19 protein-coding genes are annotated in these 21,109 nt (G+C 71.4%); 3 read left to right on the top strand and 16 right to left on the bottom strand.

Annotated features, from left to right (window positions below; genetic code table 11):
- The 5 genes from H5J29_RS02650 to H5J29_RS02630 form a co-directional block, all read right to left on the bottom strand.
- Window positions 1-771 (bottom strand): SDR family NAD(P)-dependent oxidoreductase (locus H5J29_RS02650; RefSeq protein ID WP_181779280.1); only part of this gene is annotated, 771 nt, incomplete at its 3' end.
- Between the two features lie 28 nt (window positions 772-799).
- Window positions 800-2,035 carry an ABC transporter substrate-binding protein gene (locus tag H5J29_RS02645; RefSeq protein WP_181779279.1) on the bottom strand — a complete coding sequence of 412 codons (1,236 nt, stop codon included), beginning with the start codon at window positions 2,033-2,035 and terminating at the stop codon, window positions 800-802.
- A 2-nt stretch (window positions 2,036-2,037) separates the two neighbouring features.
- Complete coding sequence (locus H5J29_RS02640; protein ID WP_181779278.1) at window positions 2,038-2,856, bottom strand: ABC transporter ATP-binding protein; 819 nt, start codon at window positions 2,854-2,856, stop codon at window positions 2,038-2,040.
- On the bottom strand, window positions 2,846-5,566 hold the full coding sequence (locus H5J29_RS02635) for a branched-chain amino acid ABC transporter permease/ATP-binding protein (RefSeq protein ID WP_181779277.1): 2,721 nt from the start codon (window positions 5,564-5,566) through the stop codon (window positions 2,846-2,848). The genes H5J29_RS02640 and H5J29_RS02635 overlap by 11 nt, the downstream gene beginning before the upstream one ends.
- 49 nt (window positions 5,567-5,615) lie before the next feature.
- On the bottom strand, window positions 5,616-7,199 hold the full coding sequence (locus H5J29_RS02630) for an AMP-binding protein (RefSeq protein ID WP_181779276.1): 1,584 nt from the start codon (window positions 7,197-7,199) through the stop codon (window positions 5,616-5,618).
- 291 nt (window positions 7,200-7,490) lie between these two features.
- Here H5J29_RS02630 and H5J29_RS35725 point away from each other — a divergent pair, with 291 nt between their 5' ends.
- Window positions 7,491-8,078: a TetR/AcrR family transcriptional regulator gene (locus H5J29_RS35725; protein ID WP_181779275.1), complete on the top strand. Its 588-nt coding sequence runs from the start codon at window positions 7,491-7,493 to the stop codon at window positions 8,076-8,078.
- A 9-nt stretch (window positions 8,079-8,087) separates the two neighbouring features.
- Here the strand turns inward: H5J29_RS35725 and H5J29_RS02620 are convergent, their stop codons facing one another.
- From H5J29_RS02620 to H5J29_RS02590, 7 genes are all read right to left on the bottom strand, one after another.
- Window positions 8,088-8,591 (bottom strand): thioesterase family protein, encoded by a 504-nt coding sequence (locus H5J29_RS02620; protein ID WP_181779274.1) that lies wholly within the window; start codon window positions 8,589-8,591, stop codon window positions 8,088-8,090.
- Between the two features lie 4 nt (window positions 8,592-8,595).
- A complete protein-coding gene (locus tag H5J29_RS02615) occupies window positions 8,596-9,057 on the bottom strand; it encodes a pyridoxamine 5'-phosphate oxidase family protein (RefSeq protein WP_181779273.1) in 462 nt (153 codons plus the stop codon).
- Window positions 9,057-10,313 carry an acyl-CoA dehydrogenase family protein gene (locus H5J29_RS36080; protein WP_181779272.1) on the bottom strand — a complete coding sequence of 419 codons (1,257 nt, stop codon included), beginning with the start codon at window positions 10,311-10,313 and terminating at the stop codon, window positions 9,057-9,059. Before H5J29_RS36080 ends, H5J29_RS02615 begins: the two co-directional genes overlap by 1 nt.
- A gap of 86 nt (window positions 10,314-10,399) precedes the next feature.
- A complete protein-coding gene (locus H5J29_RS02605) occupies window positions 10,400-11,248 on the bottom strand; it encodes a MaoC/PaaZ C-terminal domain-containing protein (RefSeq protein WP_312858026.1) in 849 nt (282 codons plus the stop codon).
- Window positions 11,249-11,266: 18 nt separating this feature from the next.
- On the bottom strand, window positions 11,267-12,172 hold the full coding sequence (locus H5J29_RS02600) for an SDR family oxidoreductase (RefSeq protein WP_181779271.1): 906 nt from the start codon (window positions 12,170-12,172) through the stop codon (window positions 11,267-11,269).
- A 22-nt stretch (window positions 12,173-12,194) separates the two neighbouring features.
- Window positions 12,195-13,391: a lipid-transfer protein gene (locus H5J29_RS02595; RefSeq protein WP_181779270.1), complete on the bottom strand. Its 1,197-nt coding sequence runs from the start codon at window positions 13,389-13,391 to the stop codon at window positions 12,195-12,197.
- 31 nt (window positions 13,392-13,422) lie between these two features.
- Window positions 13,423-14,616 carry an acyl-CoA dehydrogenase family protein gene (locus tag H5J29_RS02590; protein ID WP_181779269.1) on the bottom strand — a complete coding sequence of 398 codons (1,194 nt, stop codon included), beginning with the start codon at window positions 14,614-14,616 and terminating at the stop codon, window positions 13,423-13,425.
- Window positions 14,617-14,798: 182 nt separating this feature from the next.
- Here H5J29_RS02590 and H5J29_RS02585 point away from each other — a divergent pair, with 182 nt between their 5' ends.
- Window positions 14,799-15,986: a thiolase family protein gene (locus tag H5J29_RS02585; protein WP_181779268.1), complete on the top strand. Its 1,188-nt coding sequence runs from the start codon at window positions 14,799-14,801 to the stop codon at window positions 15,984-15,986.
- Window positions 15,987-16,036: 50 nt separating this feature from the next.
- On the opposite strand, the gene H5J29_RS02580 is transcribed toward H5J29_RS02585, so the two are convergent.
- The 4 genes from H5J29_RS02580 to H5J29_RS02565 all read right to left on the bottom strand — a co-directional run bounded on the left by H5J29_RS02580 (window position 16,037) and on the right by H5J29_RS02565 (window position 19,594).
- Window positions 16,037-16,801, bottom strand: a complete 765-nt coding sequence (locus tag H5J29_RS02580) for an SDR family NAD(P)-dependent oxidoreductase (RefSeq protein WP_181779267.1) — start codon at window positions 16,799-16,801, stop codon at window positions 16,037-16,039.
- 11 nt (window positions 16,802-16,812) lie between these two features.
- Window positions 16,813-17,559 (bottom strand): enoyl-CoA hydratase/isomerase family protein, encoded by a 747-nt coding sequence (locus tag H5J29_RS02575; RefSeq protein ID WP_181779266.1) that lies wholly within the window; start codon window positions 17,557-17,559, stop codon window positions 16,813-16,815.
- Between the two features lie 5 nt (window positions 17,560-17,564).
- Window positions 17,565-18,716, bottom strand: coding sequence for an acyl-CoA dehydrogenase family protein (locus H5J29_RS02570; RefSeq protein WP_312858025.1), 1,152 nt, complete (start codon window positions 18,714-18,716; stop codon window positions 17,565-17,567).
- A 74-nt stretch (window positions 18,717-18,790) separates the two neighbouring features.
- Complete coding sequence (locus H5J29_RS02565) at window positions 18,791-19,594, bottom strand: enoyl-CoA hydratase/isomerase family protein (protein WP_181779264.1); 804 nt, start codon at window positions 19,592-19,594, stop codon at window positions 18,791-18,793.
- Between the two features lie 210 nt (window positions 19,595-19,804).
- Between H5J29_RS02565 and H5J29_RS02560 the strand changes: the two genes are divergently transcribed.
- A complete protein-coding gene (locus H5J29_RS02560; RefSeq protein ID WP_181779263.1) occupies window positions 19,805-20,989 on the top strand; it encodes a phosphotransferase in 1,185 nt (394 codons plus the stop codon).
- The last annotated feature ends 120 nt before the right edge of the window (window positions 20,990-21,109 follow it).

Here is a 21,109-nt window from a genome sequence, read left to right as displayed (position 1 = left end):
GGCGGTGTATCCCCCGTCGACAGGGAGCTGCACGCCGGTCACCCAGGACGACAGGTCGGAGGCGAGGTAGACCGCCGCCCCCGCGACGTCGTCCGGTCGACCGGCCCGTCCGAGCGGCTGCAGCGGCGCGATCTCCTCCCCGAGGAGATCGAGGAACTCCGCCCCCTGCCCCGCTGCGAGGGGCCGATCACGCAGGTAGATGGGGGTGATCACCATGCCCGGGTGGATGGCGTTGCAGCGGATGCCGTGCCCGCCCAACCGGGCCGCCGCCATCCGCACCACCCCGACGACCGCCGCCTTCGACGCCGCGTACCCGACACCGCCCCAGCCGCCCTCCAGCCCCGAGATGCTGCCGATGGAGATGATGGAGCCGCCACGACCGCCTGCGATCATCGCCCGCGCGGCGTGCTTGTGGCCCAGGGCGACCGAGCGGAGCAGCAACCTGGTGGTGGCGTCGAACCCGTCCGCGTCGAGATCGACGAGGGGTGACCGGTCACCGGACGTCCCGGCGTTGTTGACCATGACGTCCACGCCACCGTGCGCCGACACCGCGGCCGCGACCACGCCCTCGATGTCCGACTCGGCGGTCACGTCGGCGTGCACGTAGCGCGCCGCCGAACCGAGCCGGGCGACGAGGTCGTGCCCCAGGTCGTCGGCGATGTCCCCGACGACCACCCGGGCCCCCTGACCGACGAAGGCCTCGGCGATCGCGGCCCCGATGCCGCTCGCCCCGCCCGTGACCACACAGGACCGTCCCTCCAGCAGTGCCACCGTTCCGCCCCTTTCCCTGCCGCTCGGGTCAGCCGCGCAGCGCCGCCGCGAGCGTGGCGACATCGGCGTCGGACACGCAGGTCGGCTTGTTGTCGTTCATGGCCGTGAGCGCCCCGCCGGTGATCTGCGACCCGAACCAGCACTTGAGCACGGTCGGTTGCCCCTCGGTGTACTTGAGCGGCGCTGCCATGCCACCGAGCGTCTCGCCGTCGAGCGCGTACAGACCCCGCTTGACGTCCGCGGGTGTGGAGGTCGGGCCGAGGTCCGCGGCCTCCGCGGCCTTGCGGAACAGCTCCCCTCCGATCCAGGTCGTGTGGACCGTGGAGTTGATCTCCTCGGTGACGTCCGGCGCGTACTTCCCGAGCGCGTCGAGCATCTCCTTGCCGCCGGGGGTGGCCTCGTCCGTCCACACCGCCTGGCCGGACACCACGAGGGTCCCGTCCATCATCGGGTCCTTCAGCCAGCCGACGTCGTAGCTGCCCATGCCCTCGGACTGCTGGACGTCGAGCCCCTGCCGCGCGCAGTCGGCGAACAACCGCTGCGTCGCGGTCGCCTCGAGGGTGCTGTAGATGGCGTTCACCCCGTCCTGCTTCATCGCGACGCAGGTGGCGCTGTAGTCCGATGTGGTCGCCGCGACGCTGGAGCTGTTGGCGAGCGTGACACCGCCGACGATCCCGGTGGCCGTTCGGAAGATGGTGCTGAGGTCGCAGACCGGCGACTCCGCGCAGTAGGCGATACCGAGGGCCGTGGCCGAGGCCTCCTTGGCCATGACCACCTGTCCGAGCGAGGTCACCAGCGTCCCCGCCCCCGTCGGGAAGCTGTTGGGGTTGGTCGCGAAGTGCTGCTGGACCGGCGGGCCGCCCACCACGGGAACGCCCTTCTCCTGCATGTACGGCGCCCAGCTGGACGTGGTCCCGCTGGCCTCGCCCACGATGGCGACCACCTTCTCGCCCTCGACCAGCTCCTTCGCCACCTTGAGCCCGGTGGCGGGGTCGCCCGCGTCGTCCTTCGTGACGACCCTGACGGCGTGGCCGTTGATGCCGCCGGCGTCGTTCACCGCGGTCACCCAGGCGTTGATCGTGGCCTTGCCCCGGCCGTAGGTGGCCTTGAAGCCGCCTGTGTCGCTCCCGATGTACCCGATGACGATCGGGTCTCCCGGTGGGACGGCGCCCTGGGCACCCGTCGTCCCCTGGTCCGAGCCGCACGCGGCGAGCCCGAGCGCGAGGACCGCCGCCCCGATGGCGGCCGTGATCCGTGACTTCATCGTCACCCTCTTCTCCGAGTATCCGGCGGTACATGTCCGGCGACGACCGGCTGCACACGGCTCTCGCCGTCGGGCCGGGTCGACCGTCCCCCGAGGTAGTGCTGGGCCAACTCGTCCTGGGCGAGGGCGTCCGGCGTCCCGCTGACACCGACGACGCCTTTCGTGAGGACGTGGACCACGCTCGCCATGGCGAGCGCGCGATGGACGTACTGCTCGACGAGCAGCAGGGCGACCCCGGCACGCACGAGGGCGTCCAGAGCGGCGTAGACCTCGTCGACCACGATCGGGGCGAGTCCCATCGAGACCTCGTCGAGCAGCACGACCCGAGGCTCGACGAGGAAGCAGCGGCTGAGCGCGAGCATCTGCTGCTCGCCCCCCGAGAGGCTGCCCGCCCGCTGGGAGAGCCGCTTCTTGAGCTTGGGGAAGGCCTCGAACGCGCGCTCGTGCACCGCCCGGCCCTCGCCGCGCGGGGTGTGCAGCACGAGGTTCTCCTGCACGGTCAGGTCCGGGAAGATCCCTCGGCCCTCGGGGATCGCACAGATCCCACGGCGAGACCGGCGGTGGGGCGACTCGCGTGTCACGTCCTCGCCCGCCAGCTCCACCCGGCCGCCGCGAGCGGGCAGCAACCCGGACGCGACCTTCAGCAGGGTGGACTTCCCGGCGCCGTTGGGACCCATGACGGCCACGACCGATCGCTCCGGAACCACGATGTCCACCCCGGAGAGGACGGTGACCCGGCCGTAGCCTGCGACGATGCCGCGCAGCGCCAGTGCGGGCGGTGGCTCGGTCGGGTCGGGTCGGCGCGTGTCGTCAGTGGACAACGGAACCCTCCGCGGTCGAGTCCTCGACGGCCTCGGCGACCGGCACGTCACCCTCGCCGAGATAGGCGGCCCGCACGATGTCGGACGCGAGCACCTCCTGGGGCGTGCCCCGGGCGACGAGCCTGCCGAAGTCCATGACGTAGATCTGGTCGCTCAGGTCGAGGACCAGGTCCATGTCGTGCTCGACGAGCAGCACGCCCACCCCGCGCTCGGCGACCACCCGGCGCACGATCCGCGCGAACGCCGCCGTCTCCTGCTCGTCGAGACCCGAGGACGGCTCGTCGAGCAGCATGATCCGGCTGGGGCCCGCGACGCACCGCGCCATCTCCACCAGCCGGCGCTGGCCGGTCGACAGCAGGGAGACCGGGCGGTCCGCCAGGTCGACGATGTCGCAGAGCTCGAGCGCCTCGGCGGTGGCCGCGGCCACCTCGGCCCGCTGCCTGCGCCCGCCGAACACGTGCCGGAGCGGATCGATGCCGGCCAGGGCGGCCTCCATGCCCGACTCGACGTTGCGGCGCACGGTCAGCGACTCGTAGAGCTCCATCCGCTGGAAGGTCCGCCCCAGCCCCAGGCGGGCGCGTGCGGCCGGGGTCCGCCCGCCGAGGGGCCGCCCGTCCAGCAGCACGCTGCCCGCGGACGGGCGCACCAGTCCCGTGCAGGCGTTGAACGTGGTCGTCTTGCCCGCGCCGTTCGGTCCGATCAACGCCGTGACACCCCCGGTCGCCGCGCGCAGGCTCAGGTCCTGCACGGCGAGCAGCCCACCGAAGCGAACGGTGAGATCGCGGACCTCGAGCTCTCCCGGCCGCACCCGGCGCCGGTCGCCCGCGGCGGGCGGAACCGGCGGCGGGGCCGCGCGGCGGAAGAGGCGGTCGACCGCCTCGGTCACCTTCGGCGGCAGGGTGCGCAGTGCTGCGGGCTGGGCCGCGTAGGCCACCGCCGACAGCCCGAAGACCAGCTCCAGGATCACGGGTACGTCCCCGCCCGAGAGGTACGAGGGGACCACGATCAGCACGAGTCCGGCGAGCAGTGCGTTCCACGGCTCGCGACCCGGCACCACCACGATCAGCGCGAAGTAGGTGAGCGAGAGCAGCGGCGGGTAGGAGATCGGGGCGATCGCCCCCTGCGACACCCCGGCCAGGGCCCCCGCGAACCCGGCGAGCCCGGCGGAGACCGCGAAGACCAGCCCCCGCGTGACGAGCACTGAGGTCCCCGAGGTCCCGACGGCGACCGGTGAGTCGGCCATCGCTCGCAGCAGCCTGCCCAGCCGCGACCGGCTCAGCAGGATCACCAGCAGCGCGGCGAGCACCGCGAGCACCAGGACGAGGTAGAAGTACGCGGTGTCGGGCTCCAGCCCCGTCCACCCGAGGTCGGGCTTGGGCATGGCCAGCGCCTCGGACACCGGACCGAACATGTAGTCCTGCCGGTAGAACACGTACTGCACGACGACGGCGAAGGCGAAGGTGGCCAGTGCGAGGTACAGGCTGGACAGCCTGGCGGCCGGGAAGGCCAGGAGCGCGCCGATCGGCATGACCACGAGCCCTGCGAGCAGCACGCCGACCGACCACGGGAGCTCGGCGTCCACGACGAGGTGCTGGAAGGTGACCGCGCCGATCACGGCGAACGTCACGTGCGCCAGCGACACCTGGCCCGAGGTCTTGACGAGCAGGCCGAGGGAGAGGAAGAGGACGACGGTCGCCAGGCCGGTGGTCCAGTCGGTGAGGTGGATGCCGGCGAAGAGCGGCACCAGGCAGAGCACCACCAGCACCACCGCACCGCTTCCGAGCTGCATCCGAGGCGGTGCGGTCCAGGTCGCCCGCGCCTCGGAGACGGCCTCGGCACGGTTGGCGAAATACCGGCGCGGGAAGGTCACCAGGACCAACAGCAACACCAGATAGGGCATCGCCGGTGCCAGACCCAGCAGCGGCAGGTCGGTGATGAACCGCGTGGCCAGGGCGCCGACGATCCCGATCACGAGACCGCCCACGAACGTGAGCGGGATGCTGCGGAAGGCCGCGAGTGCCGCCGCCCCGAACGACGACAGCACCAGCAGCGTCAGGTTGGTCGGCTCCAGCGGCAGCACGGGCGCGAGCAGCACACCCGAGGTGGCGGCGAACGTCGTCCCGATCACCCAGGAGACCGTCCGCACCCTGGTCGGACTGGTTCCCGTGAGCGACAGCAGCTCCGGGCGCGCGACGACCGCGCGCATCGCGAGCCCGGTGCGGGCCAGCCGGAAGTACACCGCGAGGGCCGCCGACGCGCAGACCGTGACGAGGAACGTCCAGATGCTCGACCACTGCACGGTCGTACCCGCGACGTCCACGGTCCCGGCCCCGAGGAAGACCGGGACCGTGCGGACCTCGTCCAGTCCGAAGATCAGCTCGATCGCTGCCAGGATCGCGAGGAGCAGGCCGGCGGTGGCCGCGACCTGCAGCACGAACGACGTGCGCGCGATCGTTCGGGAGAGTGCGGCCAGCAGCAGGCCCATGAGCGGGCCCGCCACCACCACGGCCAGCACCGCGCTCACCGGCCAGGCCATCCCCTCCTCCACGAAGAGTGTGTAGAGGAGGTAGGCAGCGACCGTGGCCAGGGCGCCGTGGGCGAAGTTGAGCACGCCCGAGGTCTTGTAGGTGAGCACCAACCCGACGCCGGCGAGCCCGTACACCGAGCCCGTCGTCAGGCCGATGACCAGGAACGGCAGGATCTCGGTCATCGCGCGTCACGCGCCTCTCCGTGATCGGGCCCGGCGGACCGCGCGGCGCTCATGCGGTCCCCGCGAGCTGCGAGCGGGCCAGGTCGCGCAGCCGCGTCTTGTGCGCCTTGCCCGTCGCCGTGAGCGGCAAGGCGTCGACGACGTGGACGTAGCTGGGCATCATGTATCGCGCCAGGCGCGGGCGGAGCTCCTCGAGCAGGCGGGTGGTGTCGATATCGACCCCCTCCTCCGGGACGACGAACAGGTAGACGTCCTCCTCCGCGTCGGCGGACGGCACCCCCACCGCCGCACACCCGGCGACGCCGTCGGTCCGCAGGACCTCGCGCTCGACCTCGTAGGCCGACACGTTCTCCCCGCGGTGTCGGATCGCGTCCTTCATCCGGCCCGCGAACTGGTAGCGGCCCTGCTCGTCGCGGCGGAACCAGTCACCGGTGTGGAACCATCCTCCGCGCCACGCGTGGCGGGTCTCCTCCTCGCGGTGCAGGTAGCCCGCGTTGAGCGTGCCCGGTTCGGCGGTGCGCACCGCGAGCTCCCCGGGCTCGCCGACCGGCACGTCCCGATCGTCGGCGTCCACCAGCCGCGCCTCGTAGCCGGGGTACCCCTGCCGCAGGTAACCGCAGGTCGTCGGCCGGTCCGGACCCCAGCCCGACGCGAGCGGGGTGCTGACCTCGGTCATCGTGAACAGCGTGCAGACCCGCACCCCGAACCGGGCCGCGAAGGTCTCCCAGTTCTCGATCAACGGCGCGATCATCACGTCCCGCAGGGCGTGGGCGTGGTCGTCGGGCGTGGACGGTGCCCCCAGCAGGAACACCCCCATCGTGGCCGCGAGCGCGGTGGTCGTGCAGCCGTGCCGGTCGACGTCGTCCCAGAAGGCGGAGGCGCTGAACCGCTCCCGCAGCACCGCCCGGCCGCCGCGCAGCCAGGCGAGGTACGGCAGGGTGCGTGCGCTGATGTGGTTGGGCGGGAACGCCGAGTACATGCAGCGGTCCGGGCCGGTCGCGTCGACGGGGAAGGCGCCCTCACAGGTCGACAGCAGCTGCCCCCAGGGGACGAGCACTCCCTTCGCGGGCCCGGTCGTGCCCGAGGTGAACAGGACCAACGCGATGTCGGTCGACCCCGGCAACCGCATCCCGGTCTCGGGTGTGGGGTCGACCTCCCGCGGCGGGCACGGGACGACGTCGATGCCGACCGGTAGCCACCGGTTCGCCCCGGGGCGGTCGACCGTGGTGGTGAGCACCGTCCGGATTCCCGCGAGACCCGTGGCGTCGGTGGCGAGCGCCTCCCGACCGCGATCGTCGACGACCAGCAGCGTCGCCCGCGACTCGGCGAAGACGTGTTCCAGCGCGCTGCCCCGCAACTCCACGCTGACCGGGATCTCGATCGCTCCTGCCAGGGCGATGCCGACCCACAGGGCGAAGCACTCCGCGGTGTTGCCGGTCATGGTGGCCACGTGGTCGCCCGGCACCACACCCTGCGCCCGCAGCCGATCCGTCCAGTCCACGGCGCGCTGCCACAGTTGCGCCGCGGTCTGGGTCCTCCCGGTCTCGGCCTGGCTGACCAGCACCCGCTCGGGATGGCGGGCGGCCAGGTCACGCAGGAGCTCCGGCAAGGGGAGCCGAGTGGGAGCGGTCATGGCATCCCTTCCACGCGTCACGGGGATCAGCTGTGGTCCCCGACGCCGGGAAGATTACATCCACTCCGGGATGTATGACAACGACCGAACGGCGGTGCCGCGCGATCCAAACCAGTGTGGATGTAGAATGGAGGTTGGGCTCAGCCCTCGTCCGGGCCGCCGGGATCGCGTCCGGACGCGGTCGCCGGGCCGCCTCGGGGCCACCATGCCATCGGTTTCCCGAGCCCGATCCTCGAGGAGACGCACATGCCAGGAGCGACCAAGCCGGCGGCACCCAGGCCGAAGGTGCGCATGTCCAATGTCGAGCGGACCGAGAGCACCCGGGCCGCTCTGCTCGAGGCCACCATCGAGGCGATCAGCCGGTACGGCTATCAGGGCGCCACCTCGGTGCGGATCGCGGAACTGTCCGGGTTCACCCGGGGCGCACAGAAGCACCACTTCGACAGCAAGGCCGAGCTCGTGTCGGCCGCGTTGGTCGAGGTTCACGAACGCTGGTTGACCGAGGCGTTCCCCACGCTGGAGAACCGTGATCCCGGAGACGTCGACGAGGTGGTCGCCGCACTGTGGCGGTCGATCCACAGTGACCTGTGGCTGGCCTCGGCCGAGCTGCGGGTGGCGGCCCGCAACGACGCCGCCCTTCGCGAGCTGCTGATCCCCGTCGAGCGGAAGATCGGCAGGCGCGCCCTGGAGTACGCCGTGCACGTGCTGGACGACGGCAGCTACCCCGAGTCCCGCATTCGTGAGCTCGCCGACCTGGCGTTCAACACGTTGCGCGGCATGGCCTGGCAGCGGCTGTTGTTCGCCGACGAGGAGCGCGAGAAGCGCCAGATCCGCGTGCTCACGGACGTGCTGCGGGGAGCCCTCGCCGGCGAGTCGTGACCCGGACGCCTACCCCCGGCGCCTGATGCCGATCCGACCGCAGGCCGGATCGGGGCGGGCGGCGGTGGCGCCCGTCGTCGCGATCGCCTCGTCGAGGCGGGCGGCCGCCCAGGGCGGGAAGGGGACCGCGCGCCTGGTCGCCCGGCTGACCGACATCACCGTCTGCTCGAGCGTGCTGGAGATGGCTCCGCTGTCCTCGTCGACGAGGTACGACACCGTGTGCACGACCGAGTCCGATCGGTCCAGGGCCGCGGGGCGCACGCTCATCCGCCGTCCCACCAGCATCTCCGACCGGTACGTGACGCGCTGCTCCAGCGTGAACAGCCCCACGTCGGCACGCTGCCGGTGGCCCGCGTCCAGCCCCACACGGTCCATCAGCAGGCCGATGGCCCTGGCGTTGAGCTCGACGTAGTGCAGCAGGTTCATGTGGCCGTTCTCGTCGATGTGCTCGGCGAGCACCTCGCCGGACCACACGGCCGGGATCGCAGTGACGTCCGCGGAGGGCGCCGTCATCGCCTCAGACCCCGTCCCGCAGCCGCATCTTCGAGTTGTCCCAGGTGACCGGGTCTCCCGCCGGTTCGAGACGCATCCACACACTCTCCCCGTAGTGCTGCTGGGCGGCAGGCGGCATCAGCTCGAACGGCGTGCGATAGGCGTCGTACTTCCGCTCGGAAGCCGCCTCGGCCGCATCCACCTCAGGTCCGGGCTCCAGGATCACCGCATCCATCTGCCACTGCAGCGCTCGTAGCTCGCGCCACTTCTCGCCGGACTCGACGAGGACGCAGCACCGCGGGTCGCGGCGGAGGTGCGACAGCTTGGCCGCGGTGGGCGGGGTGCCGAAGTACAGCGAGCCGCTCACCACGACGAACCACACCGGGACCGCGGACGGCCTACCGTCTCGGCGGATCGTCGTGACGATCATCGTGTGGGCGTTCTCCAGGAAGTCCCGCTGCTCGTCCGGGCTCAGGTTGATACCCATCAGCGGCACCAGTTCGGGAGCCCGCCGACGAGCGTCCGGCGCGCGATCGTGCGCTGCATCATCTGGTCCGATCCTTCGGTGACCCGCGCCATCCGAGCGTGCTTCCAGCCGTCGAAAAGGTAGGTCTCGTTGGAGAAGCCCATGCCCCCGTGCAGCTGCATGGCGTTGTCGAAGACGCGACCACAGGCGTTGGCGGCGGCGTACTTCACGATCGCACCCTCCACCCGGATGTCCTGCCCCGCGTCGAAGCGCGCGGCGCAGTCGAAGGCCATGGTGTGGGTGGAGTAGAGGTCCACGGCCATGTCCGCGAGCATGTTCTGGATCGACTGGTGCTCGCCGATGGTCTTGCCGAACGTGCGCCGGGTGTTGGCGTACTCGACCGATCGGTCGAAGGCCCAGAACGCCTCTCCCAGCAGCCGGACGGCGAGCCAGAGCCTGCTGGTGTTGAGGGTCAGGAAGGCCATCTTCATACCCTCCCCCTCGGGCCCGATCCGCCAGGCGTCCGGGACCCGCACCTCGTCGAAGGCCTCGATGCCGTCGCGGCCGCCGGGGTCACCGAACAGGTGGATGTTGGAGACGAGTCGGTAGCCGGGGCTGTCGGTCGGCACGTAGAAGCAGGTCACACCGCCGGAGCGCGTCTTGGCCCGCTCCGGGTCGGTCACGGCGAACACGAGCAGGTAGTCGGACTCGGCCGCCCACGAGGTCCACTGCTTCGTGCCGTTGATGACCCACTCGTCGCCCTCGCGGCGCGCGGTCGTCTTCATGTTGAAGTTGTCGGTCCCCGCGTCGGGCTCGCTGAGGCCGAAGGCGCCGCGGATCTCCCCGCGCAGCAGCCTCGGCACGATCTCGTCGCGGAGCTCCGCCGAGGCTCGGGTCCAGATCGGACCCGGACCCATGAAGACGTTCGGTACGGCCTCGGTCGCGAGGTGCTCCCGGTGCATGCCCGGGCCGTAGCGCCTGCTGACCTCCTCGGTGACCCGCATGTAGAGCCGCTTGGACAGCCCGGCCCCGCCGAACTCCTCGGGAGTGAACAGGTTGTAGTAGCCGGCCTCCGCCGACTCCAGGCGCACGCGCCTGCGCGCCTCGACGACGGCGTGCGCTTCGTTGCCCGTCTCGTCGAAGTACCTGCGCGAGTCCGCGAAGTAGTCGGCCAGGCTCTCCTGCAGCGGCATCACGCGGCGTTCGATGAAGGTGAACAGGCCGTCGAGGATGTCCTGCTCCTCCTGGGTCGGTGGGGGCACCGTTGCGAGACTCACGACCGGGTCCTCTCTCCAGTGACAGGGACGGGCAGGCTTGATCCTCGCGCAGCCGCCGCCCCGCTGTCAGCAGTGTGCGTCCGCGATCAGTCGCGGACGGTGATGAAGGAGTTGCTGAGCACGGGGGCGCCGCGCTCCTCCGTCGTGGCGGACAGCAGCAGTCGCCCGCCCTCCCGCCAGACGTTCGTCACGACGGTCTCCCCCGGGAACACCGACCCGGCGAACCGGACCATGTACCGGCCGACCCGGTCGACGCTGCCCAGGACCTCGTCGACCACGGCCCGGCACACCACCCCGTAGGTGCACAGCCCGTGCAGGATCGGCCGGTCGAAGCCGGCCCTGGCCGCGAAGCCGGGATCGGCGTGCAGCGGGTTCTTGTCGCCGGTCAGCCGGTAGATCAGGGCCTGCTGCGGCAGGGTGCGGGTCCGCAGCACGTGGTCGGGCTCGCGCTGTGGCGCGGGCAGCCCGGTCGTGGGTCCCCGCTCGCCGCCGAACCCGCCCTCGCCGCGGATGAACGCGCTGATCCGGCTGGACATGATCGGCCCGTCGGCGTCGGACGTCTCCGTCGTCAGCACGACCAGCGCGGCCTTGCCCTTGTCCCAGATCTCGGCGATCCGCCCGGTGGTGCGTACCGTCCCCGACGTCGGGAACGGGCGGTGCGCGGTGATGTCCTGCTCCCCGTGCAGCAGCATCGTCGGGTCGAACGCCATGCCCGGTGCGCCGATCATCTCGACGACCAGGTCGAGCGGCGGGAGGACGCCGAAGGTGGGCAGCGTGACCAGCCCGTCCTCGTAGGTGTAGGCGAGCTCCGTCCGCGCCGTCGGCGGCACCCCGGCCCCCAGGGCCAGGTGGTACAGGATGACGTCGTCGGTGGTGTAGGTGTAGTCGGCGGGGGTCAGCTCCGCCCCCAGGGCCTTGGTGAGATCGATCGACACGGTGATCCCCCGCGCGGCTCAGGCCGCGCCCATCCGCTTCACGATGTGGTCGACGGACTCCGGGCCGGACAGCGGCTCGACCGCACCCTCGAGGTCGTTGATCACGTCGAAGGAGTCTCGGATGCGCTCCGGGCTCGGCACGTCGGCGAACACCGCTCCCTGGCCCTCCAGCACCGCGACGCGGGACACGTATCCCCCGCCGACGGCGTAGACCCGCCCGGTGTCGGTGCACTCGTCCGACACCAGGTACCCGACGAGCGAGGCGACGTACTCCGGGCGCAGCCGGTCGAACAGCTCGGGGGTCAAAGTGTCCTCCGTGAGCCGCGACGCCGCGGCCGGAGCCACGCAGTTCACCAGGATGTTCTTCGAGGCGCCCTCGACCGCGAGGGCCCGGGTCAGCCCGACGATGCCCATCTTCGCCGCGCCGTAGTTGACCTGCCCGAAGTTGCCGTAGAGCCCGGAGGCCGAGGTGGTGTTGACGATGCGGCCGTACCCTGCCGCCCGGAGGTGCGGCCAAGCGGCGTGGGTCACGTGGTGGGTGCCGTCGAGGTGCACGGAGAGCACGGCCTCCCAGTCGCGCGCGGACATCTTCCCGTAGGAGACGTCTCGCAGGATCCCCGCGTTGTTCACGACGATGTCCAGCCTGCCGAACGTGTCGAGCGCGGCCTGCACCATCCGGGCGGCACCCTCCGCGTCGGCCACGCTGTCGGTGTTCGCGAGCGCGGTGCCGCCCGCGGCGCGGATCTCCGCCACCACGGCCTCCGCTGCGGAGGTGCTCGACCCCTCGCCCGCCCGGCTCCCGCCGAGGTCGTTCGCGACCACGAGGGCACCACGCTCGGCCAGCAGGAGCGCATGGGCCCGGCCGAGGCCGGCCCCCGCCCCCGTCACCAGCGCGACTCGGTCGTCGTATCGGATGTCGGACATCGCTTCTCCTCCCGGTGACCGCTCAGGACGCGGTCTTGTAGACGGTCACGACGGCGGCGCCCCCGAGCCCGAGGTTGTGCTGCAGGCCGACCGTGGCGCCGTCGACCTGGCGGGCGTCCGCCGTGCCGCGCAGCTGCCACGTGAGCTCGGCGCACTGCGCCAGGCCGGTCGCCCCCAGCGGATGCCCCTTCGAGATCAGGCCCCCGGAGGGGTTCACGACCCACTTGCCCCCGTACGTCGTGGCCTCGGAGTCGACGAGCAGGTGGCCCTCCCCCTCGGCCGCCATCCCGAGCGCCTCGTAGGTGAGCAGCTCGTTGGTCGAGAAGCAGTCGTGCAGCTCGACGACGTCGACCTCGGCGATGTCGGTCCCGGCCTGGTCGAGGGCCTTGCGCCCGGCCTCCCGGGTCAGGTCCGCGCCGACGATCTTGATGGGGTCGTCACTCTCGAACGTGGAGCGGAAGTCGGTGACCATCGCCTGCCCGGCGATCTCGACCGCCCGGTCCCACAGACCGTGCTCGTCGACGTACCGCTCGCTCGCGATCACCGCAGCCGCGGACCCGTCCGAGGTCGGTGAGCACTGGAGCTTGGTGAGCGGATCGAAGATCATCCGCGCGCCCGCGATGTCCGCCTGCGAGTACTCGTCCTGGAACTGGGCGTAGGGGTTGTTCACCGAGTGCTTGTGGTTCTTCCACCCGATCCACGCGAAGTGGTCCGCGGTCGAGCCGTAGCGTGCCATGTGTTCGCGGCCCGCCTGCCCGAACATCGCAGGCGAGATCGGCGCGCCTGCGAGGTCACGGCCGTTCGCCATCACCTCGGCGAACCGGCCGGTCGGCACCGCACGGTCGGGGTACTTGCCGTTGATGGCCAACGAACCACGTTCCATCTTCTCGAACCCCACCGCCAGCGAGACCTCGGCGGAGCCGCCGCGGACCGCCTCGCGCGCCAGGTACAGGGCGCTGGACCCGGTCGAGCAGTTGTTGTTCACGTTGACCACCGGTATCCCGGTCAGGCCCAGCTCGTACAGCGCGCGCTGGCCCGAGCAGGACTCCCCGTAGCAGAAGCCCGCGAAGGCGCTCTGCACGTCGGCGTAGGCGATGCCGGCGTCGGCCAGGGCCTTGGACCCCGACTCGCGGACCATGTCCGGGTAGTCCCAGTCCCGCGCCCCCGGCTTCTCGAACTTGGTCATCCCGACACCGATGACGAACGTGCGGTTGCTCATGCTGCCTTCCTCCGATGGATGCGTGGACCGGCTACGCCGGGAAGCCCAGGCTGCGCGCGATCAACATGCGTTGGACCGCCGAGGTGCCCTCACCGATCGTGAGCACCTTGGCGTCGCGGTAGTGACGGGTGACGTCGTAGTCGTCCATGAAGCCGTAGCCGCCGTGCAGCTCGGAGGCCGAGTACGCGACCTTGTTCGCGATCTCCGAGGCGACCAGCTTGCAGATCGCGGCCTCCTGCTCGAACGGGTGTCCGTGGTCGCGCTTCCAGGCCGCGTCGTAGGTCACGCTCCGGGCCGTGTGGGTGAGCGCCGCGAGGTCGGCCATCGCGAACGCGACCGTCTGGTGCTGGTGGAGCGGTTTGCCGAACGAGGTCCGCTCGGTGACGAACCGTGCCGCGCCCTCCAGACACCCTTGTGCCACGCCGACGGACATCGCCGCCACCGGGATGCGGGCCCAGGTCAGGTACTGCAGGATCCGGCCGTAACCCCCTCCCACCGGCCCGACGACGTCCGCGTCGGTCACCCGGACGTCCTGCAGGTAGAGCGGGTGGGTGTCCGCCGAGCGCCAGCCGAGCTTGTCGTAGCCGGGGCCGACCTCGAGCCCGGGCGCGCCGATCGGCACCAGGAAGGCCGTGGTCTCCGGCCTGCGCTCGCCGAACCCGCCGGTCGCGGCGACGACGAGGACGTGGTCGGTCATCGGGAGCCCGGAGTTCGAGATGAACTGCTTGGCGCCGTTGATCACCCAGCCGCCGTCCGCCCGGACCGCGCGGGTGCCGATGTTGCCTGCGTCCGAGCCGCCGCTGGGTTCGGTGAGCCCGAGAGCCAGGAAGGACTCCCCGGTCGCCAGCGCCGGGAACAGCCGATCCTTCTGCTCGGGGGTGCCCAGCTCGGCGAGCAGCGACGCGTTCGCCATCTGCACGTGGACCGTGGTGGAGGCCGAGCTGTCGACCCGGGCGAGCTCCTCGATCTGCAGCGAGGCACTCACCAGGTCTGCGCCGCTGCCGCCGAGCTCCTCGGGCACCAGGGTGCCGTAGACCCCGAGCTCGCCGAGCCTGCCCAGTACGTCGAGATCGACGGCGGCCTCGATGCTCCGTCGCGCGACGCCCGGCCGGAGCACCTCCTCGGCGAAGTCCCGCAGGACCTTGCGCCAGGCGCGGTGCTCGTCGGTCAGGCACCACGCGAGATCGGTGTCCACCAGGTCGGACCGGACTGCCGCTCGGGGCATCAGCTCGCCACCTCACTGTGGAACCCGGGTCGTCGGGCTCGTTCCCGCCGGGCGATCGCTCACCCTTTCCGCCGGTCACCGCACCGGCGACCTGTCATCGATCAAACATCCCGCCTTGCATGTATGTCAAGGAGTGGGGAGGATGGAGGCGAGGTCGAACGAGCTCCGTGGAGGTCACGCTCATGTCCGAGGCAGTCATCGTCGGCACCGGCATCACCCGCTTCGGCAGGCTCCCGGGCCGGACCGTGCGGACCATGGCGGACGAGGCGGCCCGCCAGGCCCTCGCCGACGCAGGTGTCGGAGTCGACGACGTCCAGGGGGTGTACTTCGGCAACGCGGTCGGCGGGCTGGTCACGGGCCAGGAGATGATCCGCGGACAGGTCGCCCTGCGCGACCTGGGCCTGGGCAACGTCCCGCTGGTGAACGTCGAGAACGCCTGTGCCACCGGCTCGTCGGCCTTCCACCTGGCCGTCACGGCGATCAAGGCGGGCCAGGTCGACCTCGTGCTGGTGGTCGGGTCGGAGAAGCTGACCCACGACGACCGGAACGTGAGCTTCGAGGCGCTCCGGACCGGAGCGGACCTCGAGCGGCTGGTCGAGCTGGAGGAGGACCTCTACGGACCCGGCGGCGCGCCGGGCAGCGGCTCCTTCTTCATGGACGTCTACGCCGACATGGCCAAGCGCTACGCGGAGCGCTCCGGCGCCACGCCCGCGGACTTCGCCGATGTCGTGGTCAAGAGCCGCGACCACGCCGCGCTCAACCCGATCGCCCAGTTCCGCGACCGGACGACCCGCGACGAGGTGTCTCAGAGCAGGCGGATCAGTGGCGACCTGACCCTGCCCATGTGCTCGCCGATCGGGGACGGCGCCGCGGCGCTGGTCATCGCCTCCGCGGAGCGGGCCGCCCGGCTCGGCGCGGACGGGGTGCGCGTCCTCGCCGCCGCGCTCGCCTCCGGGCTCAGCGAGCAGGAGGACCCCACCCTCACCGCGGTTCGGGCGGCCTACGAGACCGCGGGACTGGGCGCCGCGGATCTCGACCTGGTCGAGGTCCACGACGCCGCGGCACCCGCAGAACTGATCATGTACGAGGACCTGGGACTGTGCGCCGTCGGGGACGGCCCGAAGCTGCTGGCGAACGGCGACACCCGCCTCGGCGGGCGGGTCCCGGTCAACGTCAGCGGCGGACTGATCAGCCGCGGGCACCCGGTGGGCGCCACGGGCTGCGCCCAGCTCGTCGAGCTCAGCGACCAGATCCGTGGTCGGGCGGGCGACCGCCAGGTCGCGGGGGCCAGGATCGGCATGGCGGAGAACGGCGGCGGGTTCCTGCGGCGCACCGCCGCCGCCGTGCACCTGACGATCCTCGGCCGATGAGCGCGGGGCCGTCGCGGGCAGCGACCCGCGGCGGCCCGCCGGCGGGCTCCTCAGCGCACCATGACGTTCCCGCCGTCGACCGGCAGCGTCTGCCCGGTGACGAACCGCGCGAGGTCACTCGCGAGGAACACGTTGACGTCCGCGGCCTCCCGCGGGCTCCCGGGCCCGCCGCCGAGTGGGAAGCGCTCGGCGGTGGCGGCGGCACGGGAGCGCCGCAGCTCGGGGTCCATCCCCGCCAGGAACGTCCGCAGCATCGGGGTCACGATGGCCGGACACACGGCGTTGACCCGGATCCCGTAACGGCCCCAGTCCCGGGCGACGCTGCGGGTGAAGGCGAGCACCGCGCCCTTCGCCGCGCTGTAGAGCGGCATCCCGGCAGCACCCTCCAGGCCCGCCGCGGAGGAGTAGTTGATGATCGAGCCGCCTCGGTCGCAGAGATGCGCGAACGCGGCCGCGTTGGTGTTCAGGGTGCCGCCGAAGTTCGTCCCGACGATCCGTTCGACGTCTGCGGGCGTGACATGCTGAGCCTGCTTCTGCTGCTCGACCCCTGCCACCATCGCGAGGACGTCCAGACCGCCGAGCAGCGCGACGCCCTCGGCGAACACGGCGTCGACGGCGGCTCGGTCGGCCACGTCGCAGTGCAGGTAGGTCGCCGAGCCCGGGCCGGTGGCCGATGCGACCACCTCCCGGCCCCGCTCGTCGTCGACGTCGAGGGACAGGACGGCGGCGCCGTGTTCGACGTACGCACGGACGGTCTCGGCGGCGATCCCACTCGCGCCGCCGACCACGATGATCCGTTTGCCCCGCAACAACACCGTTCCTCCGTTCAGCCGCGGGGGCGCACCTGCGCGGCATGCATCACGTTCAGGGCCTGGGCCCGGGCCTCGTCCTCCAGCGCCGCGGCCATGGAGATCCCCGGCGAGCGCTCGAGCAGGCGCTTGGACAGTGACAGGGCGTGCGGGTCCGCGCCCGCCAGCCGACCTGCCCAGTCCGCCACCAGGTCGTCGAGCTCGGCGTCGGGGACCACGGCGGCGACCAGGCCGAGGTCTGCGGCCTCGGCCGCCGAGAGCCACTCCGACAGGTAGACCAGCCGCTTCGCCCGCTGGGTGCCGACCAGCCGCGGGAGCAGGTGCGATCCGCCGAAGTCGACCGACAGGCCGAGCTTCGTGAAACGCTGGGTGAACCGCGCCGTGTCCGAGGCCACGACGAGATCGCACTGCAGGGCGAGGTTCCAGCCCAGTCCGACCGCGACCCCACGGACCTTGGCGATCACCGGCACGTCCAGCCGGTGCAGAGCCAGCGCCGCGGCACCGCCACGGCGCATGCTCGCCAACGGTACCTCCGGCGCGGGTTCGACACCGTCCCCCAGGTCCGCGAGGTGGTAGCCCGCGCAGAAGTCCTCTCCCGCACCGGTGACCACCACGACCCGGACATCCGGGTCCCCGGCGAGCCCGCCGAGGGCCGAGCCGAGGTCGTCGACCATCGCCGTGGTCACCGCGTTGTGGGTGGCGGGGTGGTCGACGACGACCGTGGCGACGGGCCCCGCACACTCCACCCGGATCCGGCCACTCACGCCGATCAGAGCTCGAAGGTCTTGGCGATGATGTCCCGCTGCACCTCGCTCGCGCCGCCGTAGACCGTGGCGATGATGCCGTGCCGGAGGTGGGCCTCCATCCCGAACTCCTTGGTGTAGCCCATCCCCCCGGTCATCTGCATCCCCTCGACCGCCATCGTCTTGAGCACCTCGGAGGTCTTGAGCTTGGCCATCGAGACCTCACGCAGGTACGCGGTGCCGGGGTTCGCGTCCGCCCTGGCGGCGAGTTCGTAGACCAGCATGCGGCAGCACTCGATCTCGGTGGCGAGGTCGGCGACGCGATGTCGGATGGCCTGGAACTTGCTGATCGGTTGTCCGAACTGCTGCCGGCCGGTGATGTGCTCGACCGTGTCGTCGAAGATGCGCCGGGTGAGCCCGAGGAACCCTGCCGCACCGACCAGGCGCTCGAAGTTCAGGCCGGACATCAGCTGCCCCCAGCCCTGGTCCTGCACCCCGACGAGGTTCTCCCTCGGGACGAACGCATCGGTGAAGTAGATGTCGTTGACCTCGCTGCCGCCCAGGGTCGCGATCGGCCGGATAGTCATGCCTGCGGTCCCCGCGGGCACCTCCAACATCGACAGCCCCTGGTGCTTCGTGCCGTCGACCGAGGTACGGGCGACGAGCAGGATCCGGTCCGCATAGTGCGCCGCCGAGGTCCAGGTCTTCTGGCCGTTCAGCACGTACCCGTCGGCGGTGGGCACGGCACGACAGGTCAGCGAACCGACATCGGACCCGGCCCCGGGTTCGCTCATCGCGATCGAGGCGATCTCGCCCCGGCAGATGCCGGAGATCACGCGCTCCTTCTGCTCCGGCGTGCCGAAGGTCTCGATCACCTTGCCGACGATCATCGACACGATCACCGCCGCCGCGGGGACCCGGCCGTACCAGAGCTCCTCCATGATGAGGCAGGCATCGGTGATGCCGCCTCCACCGCCCCCGTACTCCTCCGGCAGCGCGACGCCGACCCAGCCCAGCTCGGCGAGCGAGCGCGTCACGTCCCTCAGGACCTGGGTGTCCTCGGTGTCCGGTGAGATCCGCTGCCGCTGCTCAGGGCTCCCGACCTCTCGCTTCACGTAGTCACGCAGCGCGGCGACAAGCGCGCGACGCTGGTCCGAGTCCACTCCGGTGGTCAGCACTGGCGACCTCATCTCGTCACGGGTGGGAGAAACCGTCGACGAACGTTACATCCCGCCCTGTATGTATGTCCACCTCAGTCGAACTGTGGCTCCCGACCGTCGACGAACGCACGGACAGCGCGCTCGTGACCCGCGCTGCGCATCGTGAGCAGCTCGTAGGCGAGCGAGGCGTCCAGCACGCTGTGCATCGTGCGTTTGAGCGGCAGGTTCGCCGCGACCTTGGTCCAACGGATGGCCTCCTGCGGCCCCGCGGCCAGCCTGCGTGCCATCGCCGCCACTACCTCGTCGAGCTCGGAGTCCGGCGTGACGTGGTTGACGAGGCCGAGCTCCGCGGCCCGAGCCGCGTCCACCGGGTCGCCGGTCATGAGCAGCTCCTTGGCCCGCGCGTAGCCGATGAGCTGCGGCCAGATCACCGCGCCGCCGTCCCCCGCGACCACCCCCGCCCGCACGTGCGGATCCGCGAGCACCGCCGACTCGGCCATGTAGACCATGTCGCAGAGCAGGGCGAGCGTGGCGCCGAGCCCCATCGCCGGGCCGTTCACCTTGGCGAGCACGGGCTTCTCGAGGTCCAGCAGGGAGAACACGATGCGCTTGGCGGTCGCCATGTCGATGCTGTGCCCGAACGAGCCCGTCCGTTCGGCGTGGGCGAGCATCGACTTGATGTCCCCACCCGCACTGAAGGCCCGACCGGTGCCGGTGAGGACCACCACCCGGGTCCGGTCGTCGAGCGCCACGTCGGCGAAGACTCGGCCGAGCTCCTCGTGCATCTCGTCGTCGATCGCATTGAGCGCCTCGGGGCGGTCCAGGGCGACGGTGAGCACCGTCCCCTCCCGGGTGATCGCCAAGCCCTGGTAGCCGGTGTAGTCGACGGTCCTCATCGACGGCCTCACTTCCGCGTCCGCCCTCGGCGAGGCCACGCACGCGGCCGGATCAGCGGCGTACTCGGTCCAGCGCTTCGGCCAATTGACATACATTCGTGAATGAATGTAGCGTCGCACGGCGGCGGCCGCCACCGTGAGTCGGCCTGGACCGGGCCACGACCCCGCCGTCCCTGATCGGCCCGTTCCGAAGGAGCCCAGGTCGTGTCGATGTCCGCCAGCGTCGCCTCCGCCCGTCAGATGGCCCGCGTCGGCCGCGGCTATCTCGCGGACGTCGTGCGCCGTCCCGCGGCCCGCACCGCGGGCCAGATCCCCACCGCTCCCGAGCGGGTCACCGACGAGTGGCTCACCGCGACCCTGTGCCGCGGCACCGGGGCCCGAGTCCGGTCGCACCGCCTCGAGCCGATCAGCCGTGGCTCCACCGTCCGCAGCCGACTGGTCCTCGAGTACGAGGGCGCCGACGGGGTCGACGAGCAGACGCTGCCACCGACCGTCTTCGTCAAGGCCACCTCGACCTTCCTGACGCGCCTGCAGGTCGGCGCGACGGGTGGGATGAGCGGCGAGGTGCGCTTCTACGACCGCATCGGGCCCAGCACGCCGATCCTGGCGCCCACCGGCTACCACGGTGTGTGCGATCGGCGCTCGGGCCGGTCGATCCTGCTGCTGGAGGACCTGGCCCGCACCCGCGACGTCACGTTCGGGGAGGTCCGGTCCACCCTGGACCGCGCGCACGCCGAGGCGCTGGTCCGTTCGCTCGCGGTGGTGCACGGCTGCCTGGAGGGCAGCCCGCGGTTCGCCGGGGACCTACGCTGGGTGCTGTCCTCGCGACGGTTGCAGGAGGTGCTCAACACCTATGTGGACAGCGAGGGCCGATCGGTGGCGGGTCTGGACCTGGCGGGAGACGTGATACCCGCGCCACTGAGGGCACTCCGGAGCCGGCTGCACGGGTACCGGATGCGGGCGCTGGAGCTCGACGACCACTGTCCGGTCGGCCTGGTTCATCACGACGTGCACGCCGGGAACTGGTTCGCCACGGCGGACGGGCGGATGGGGCTGTTCGACTGGTCGGCCTACGCGAGGGGCCAGGGTCCGCGGGACGTCGCGTACGCCCTGATGTCCTCGCTCACCATCGCCGACCGCCGGGCGTGGGAGCGCGAGCTGCTCGCGCTCTACGCCGCCGAGCTGTCCGAGGTGTCGGGCAGTCCGCACGACCCGGCGGCGACCTGGACCGCCTACCGGCAGCAGACCCTGCACGGGCTCTGCTTCTGGCTGGCCACCCTCGGCTCGGGCTCGTTGCAGCCGAAGATGCAGCCGGACGACGTCTCCATGGTCAACATCGAGCGCATGGCCCAGGCCGTCGTCGACCTGGATACGTTCACCGCGCTCGACCACTAGTCGCAGGTGGCCCCGAGGGGCTCGCCAGGGAGGAGCAGGGTGCGATGACGAGTGTGGCCGGACCCGACCAGACCGCACCAGACCAGGCGGCACCGGAGCGGGAGCTGGTGGTCCCGGGCG

Origin of the sequence: Pseudonocardia pini (assembly GCF_013870575.1) — a bacterium.
In the GTDB taxonomy this organism is placed as follows: domain Bacteria; phylum Actinomycetota; class Actinomycetes; order Mycobacteriales; family Pseudonocardiaceae; genus Pseudonocardia; species Pseudonocardia pini.
The sequence above is the reverse complement of the archived record's forward strand: the minus strand, read 5'-3'. Positions and strand labels throughout refer to the sequence as shown.

What these genes read in the sequence shown, in the direction of transcription:
- H5J29_RS02645 (WP_181779279.1), bottom strand. Translation starts at nt 2,035, where the DNA reads ATGAAGTCACGGATCACGGCCGCCATCGGGGCGGCGGTCCTCGCGCTC.
- H5J29_RS02635 (WP_181779277.1), bottom strand. Translation starts at nt 5,566, where the DNA reads ATGACCGAGATCCTGCCGTTCCTGGTCATCGGCCTGACGACGGGCTCG.
- H5J29_RS02630 (WP_181779276.1), bottom strand. Translation starts at nt 7,199, where the DNA reads ATGACCGCTCCCACTCGGCTCCCCTTGCCGGAGCTCCTGCGTGACCTG.
- H5J29_RS35725 (WP_181779275.1), top strand. Translation starts at nt 7,491, where the DNA reads ATGTCCAATGTCGAGCGGACCGAGAGCACCCGGGCCGCTCTGCTCGAG.
- H5J29_RS02620 (WP_181779274.1), bottom strand. Translation starts at nt 8,591, where the DNA reads ATGACGGCGCCCTCCGCGGACGTCACTGCGATCCCGGCCGTGTGGTCC.
- H5J29_RS02615 (WP_181779273.1), bottom strand. Translation starts at nt 9,057, where the DNA reads ATGGGTATCAACCTGAGCCCGGACGAGCAGCGGGACTTCCTGGAGAAC.
- H5J29_RS02600 (WP_181779271.1), bottom strand. Translation starts at nt 12,172, where the DNA reads ATGTCCGACATCCGATACGACGACCGAGTCGCGCTGGTGACGGGGGCG.
- H5J29_RS02595 (WP_181779270.1), bottom strand. Translation starts at nt 13,391, where the DNA reads ATGAGCAACCGCACGTTCGTCATCGGTGTCGGGATGACCAAGTTCGAG.
- H5J29_RS02590 (WP_181779269.1), bottom strand. Translation starts at nt 14,616, where the DNA reads ATGCCCCGAGCGGCAGTCCGGTCCGACCTGGTGGACACCGATCTCGCG.
- H5J29_RS02585 (WP_181779268.1), top strand. Translation starts at nt 14,799, where the DNA reads ATGTCCGAGGCAGTCATCGTCGGCACCGGCATCACCCGCTTCGGCAGG.
- H5J29_RS02565 (WP_181779264.1), bottom strand. Translation starts at nt 19,594, where the DNA reads ATGAGGACCGTCGACTACACCGGCTACCAGGGCTTGGCGATCACCCGG.
- H5J29_RS02560 (WP_181779263.1), top strand. Translation starts at nt 19,805, where the DNA reads ATGTCCGCCAGCGTCGCCTCCGCCCGTCAGATGGCCCGCGTCGGCCGC.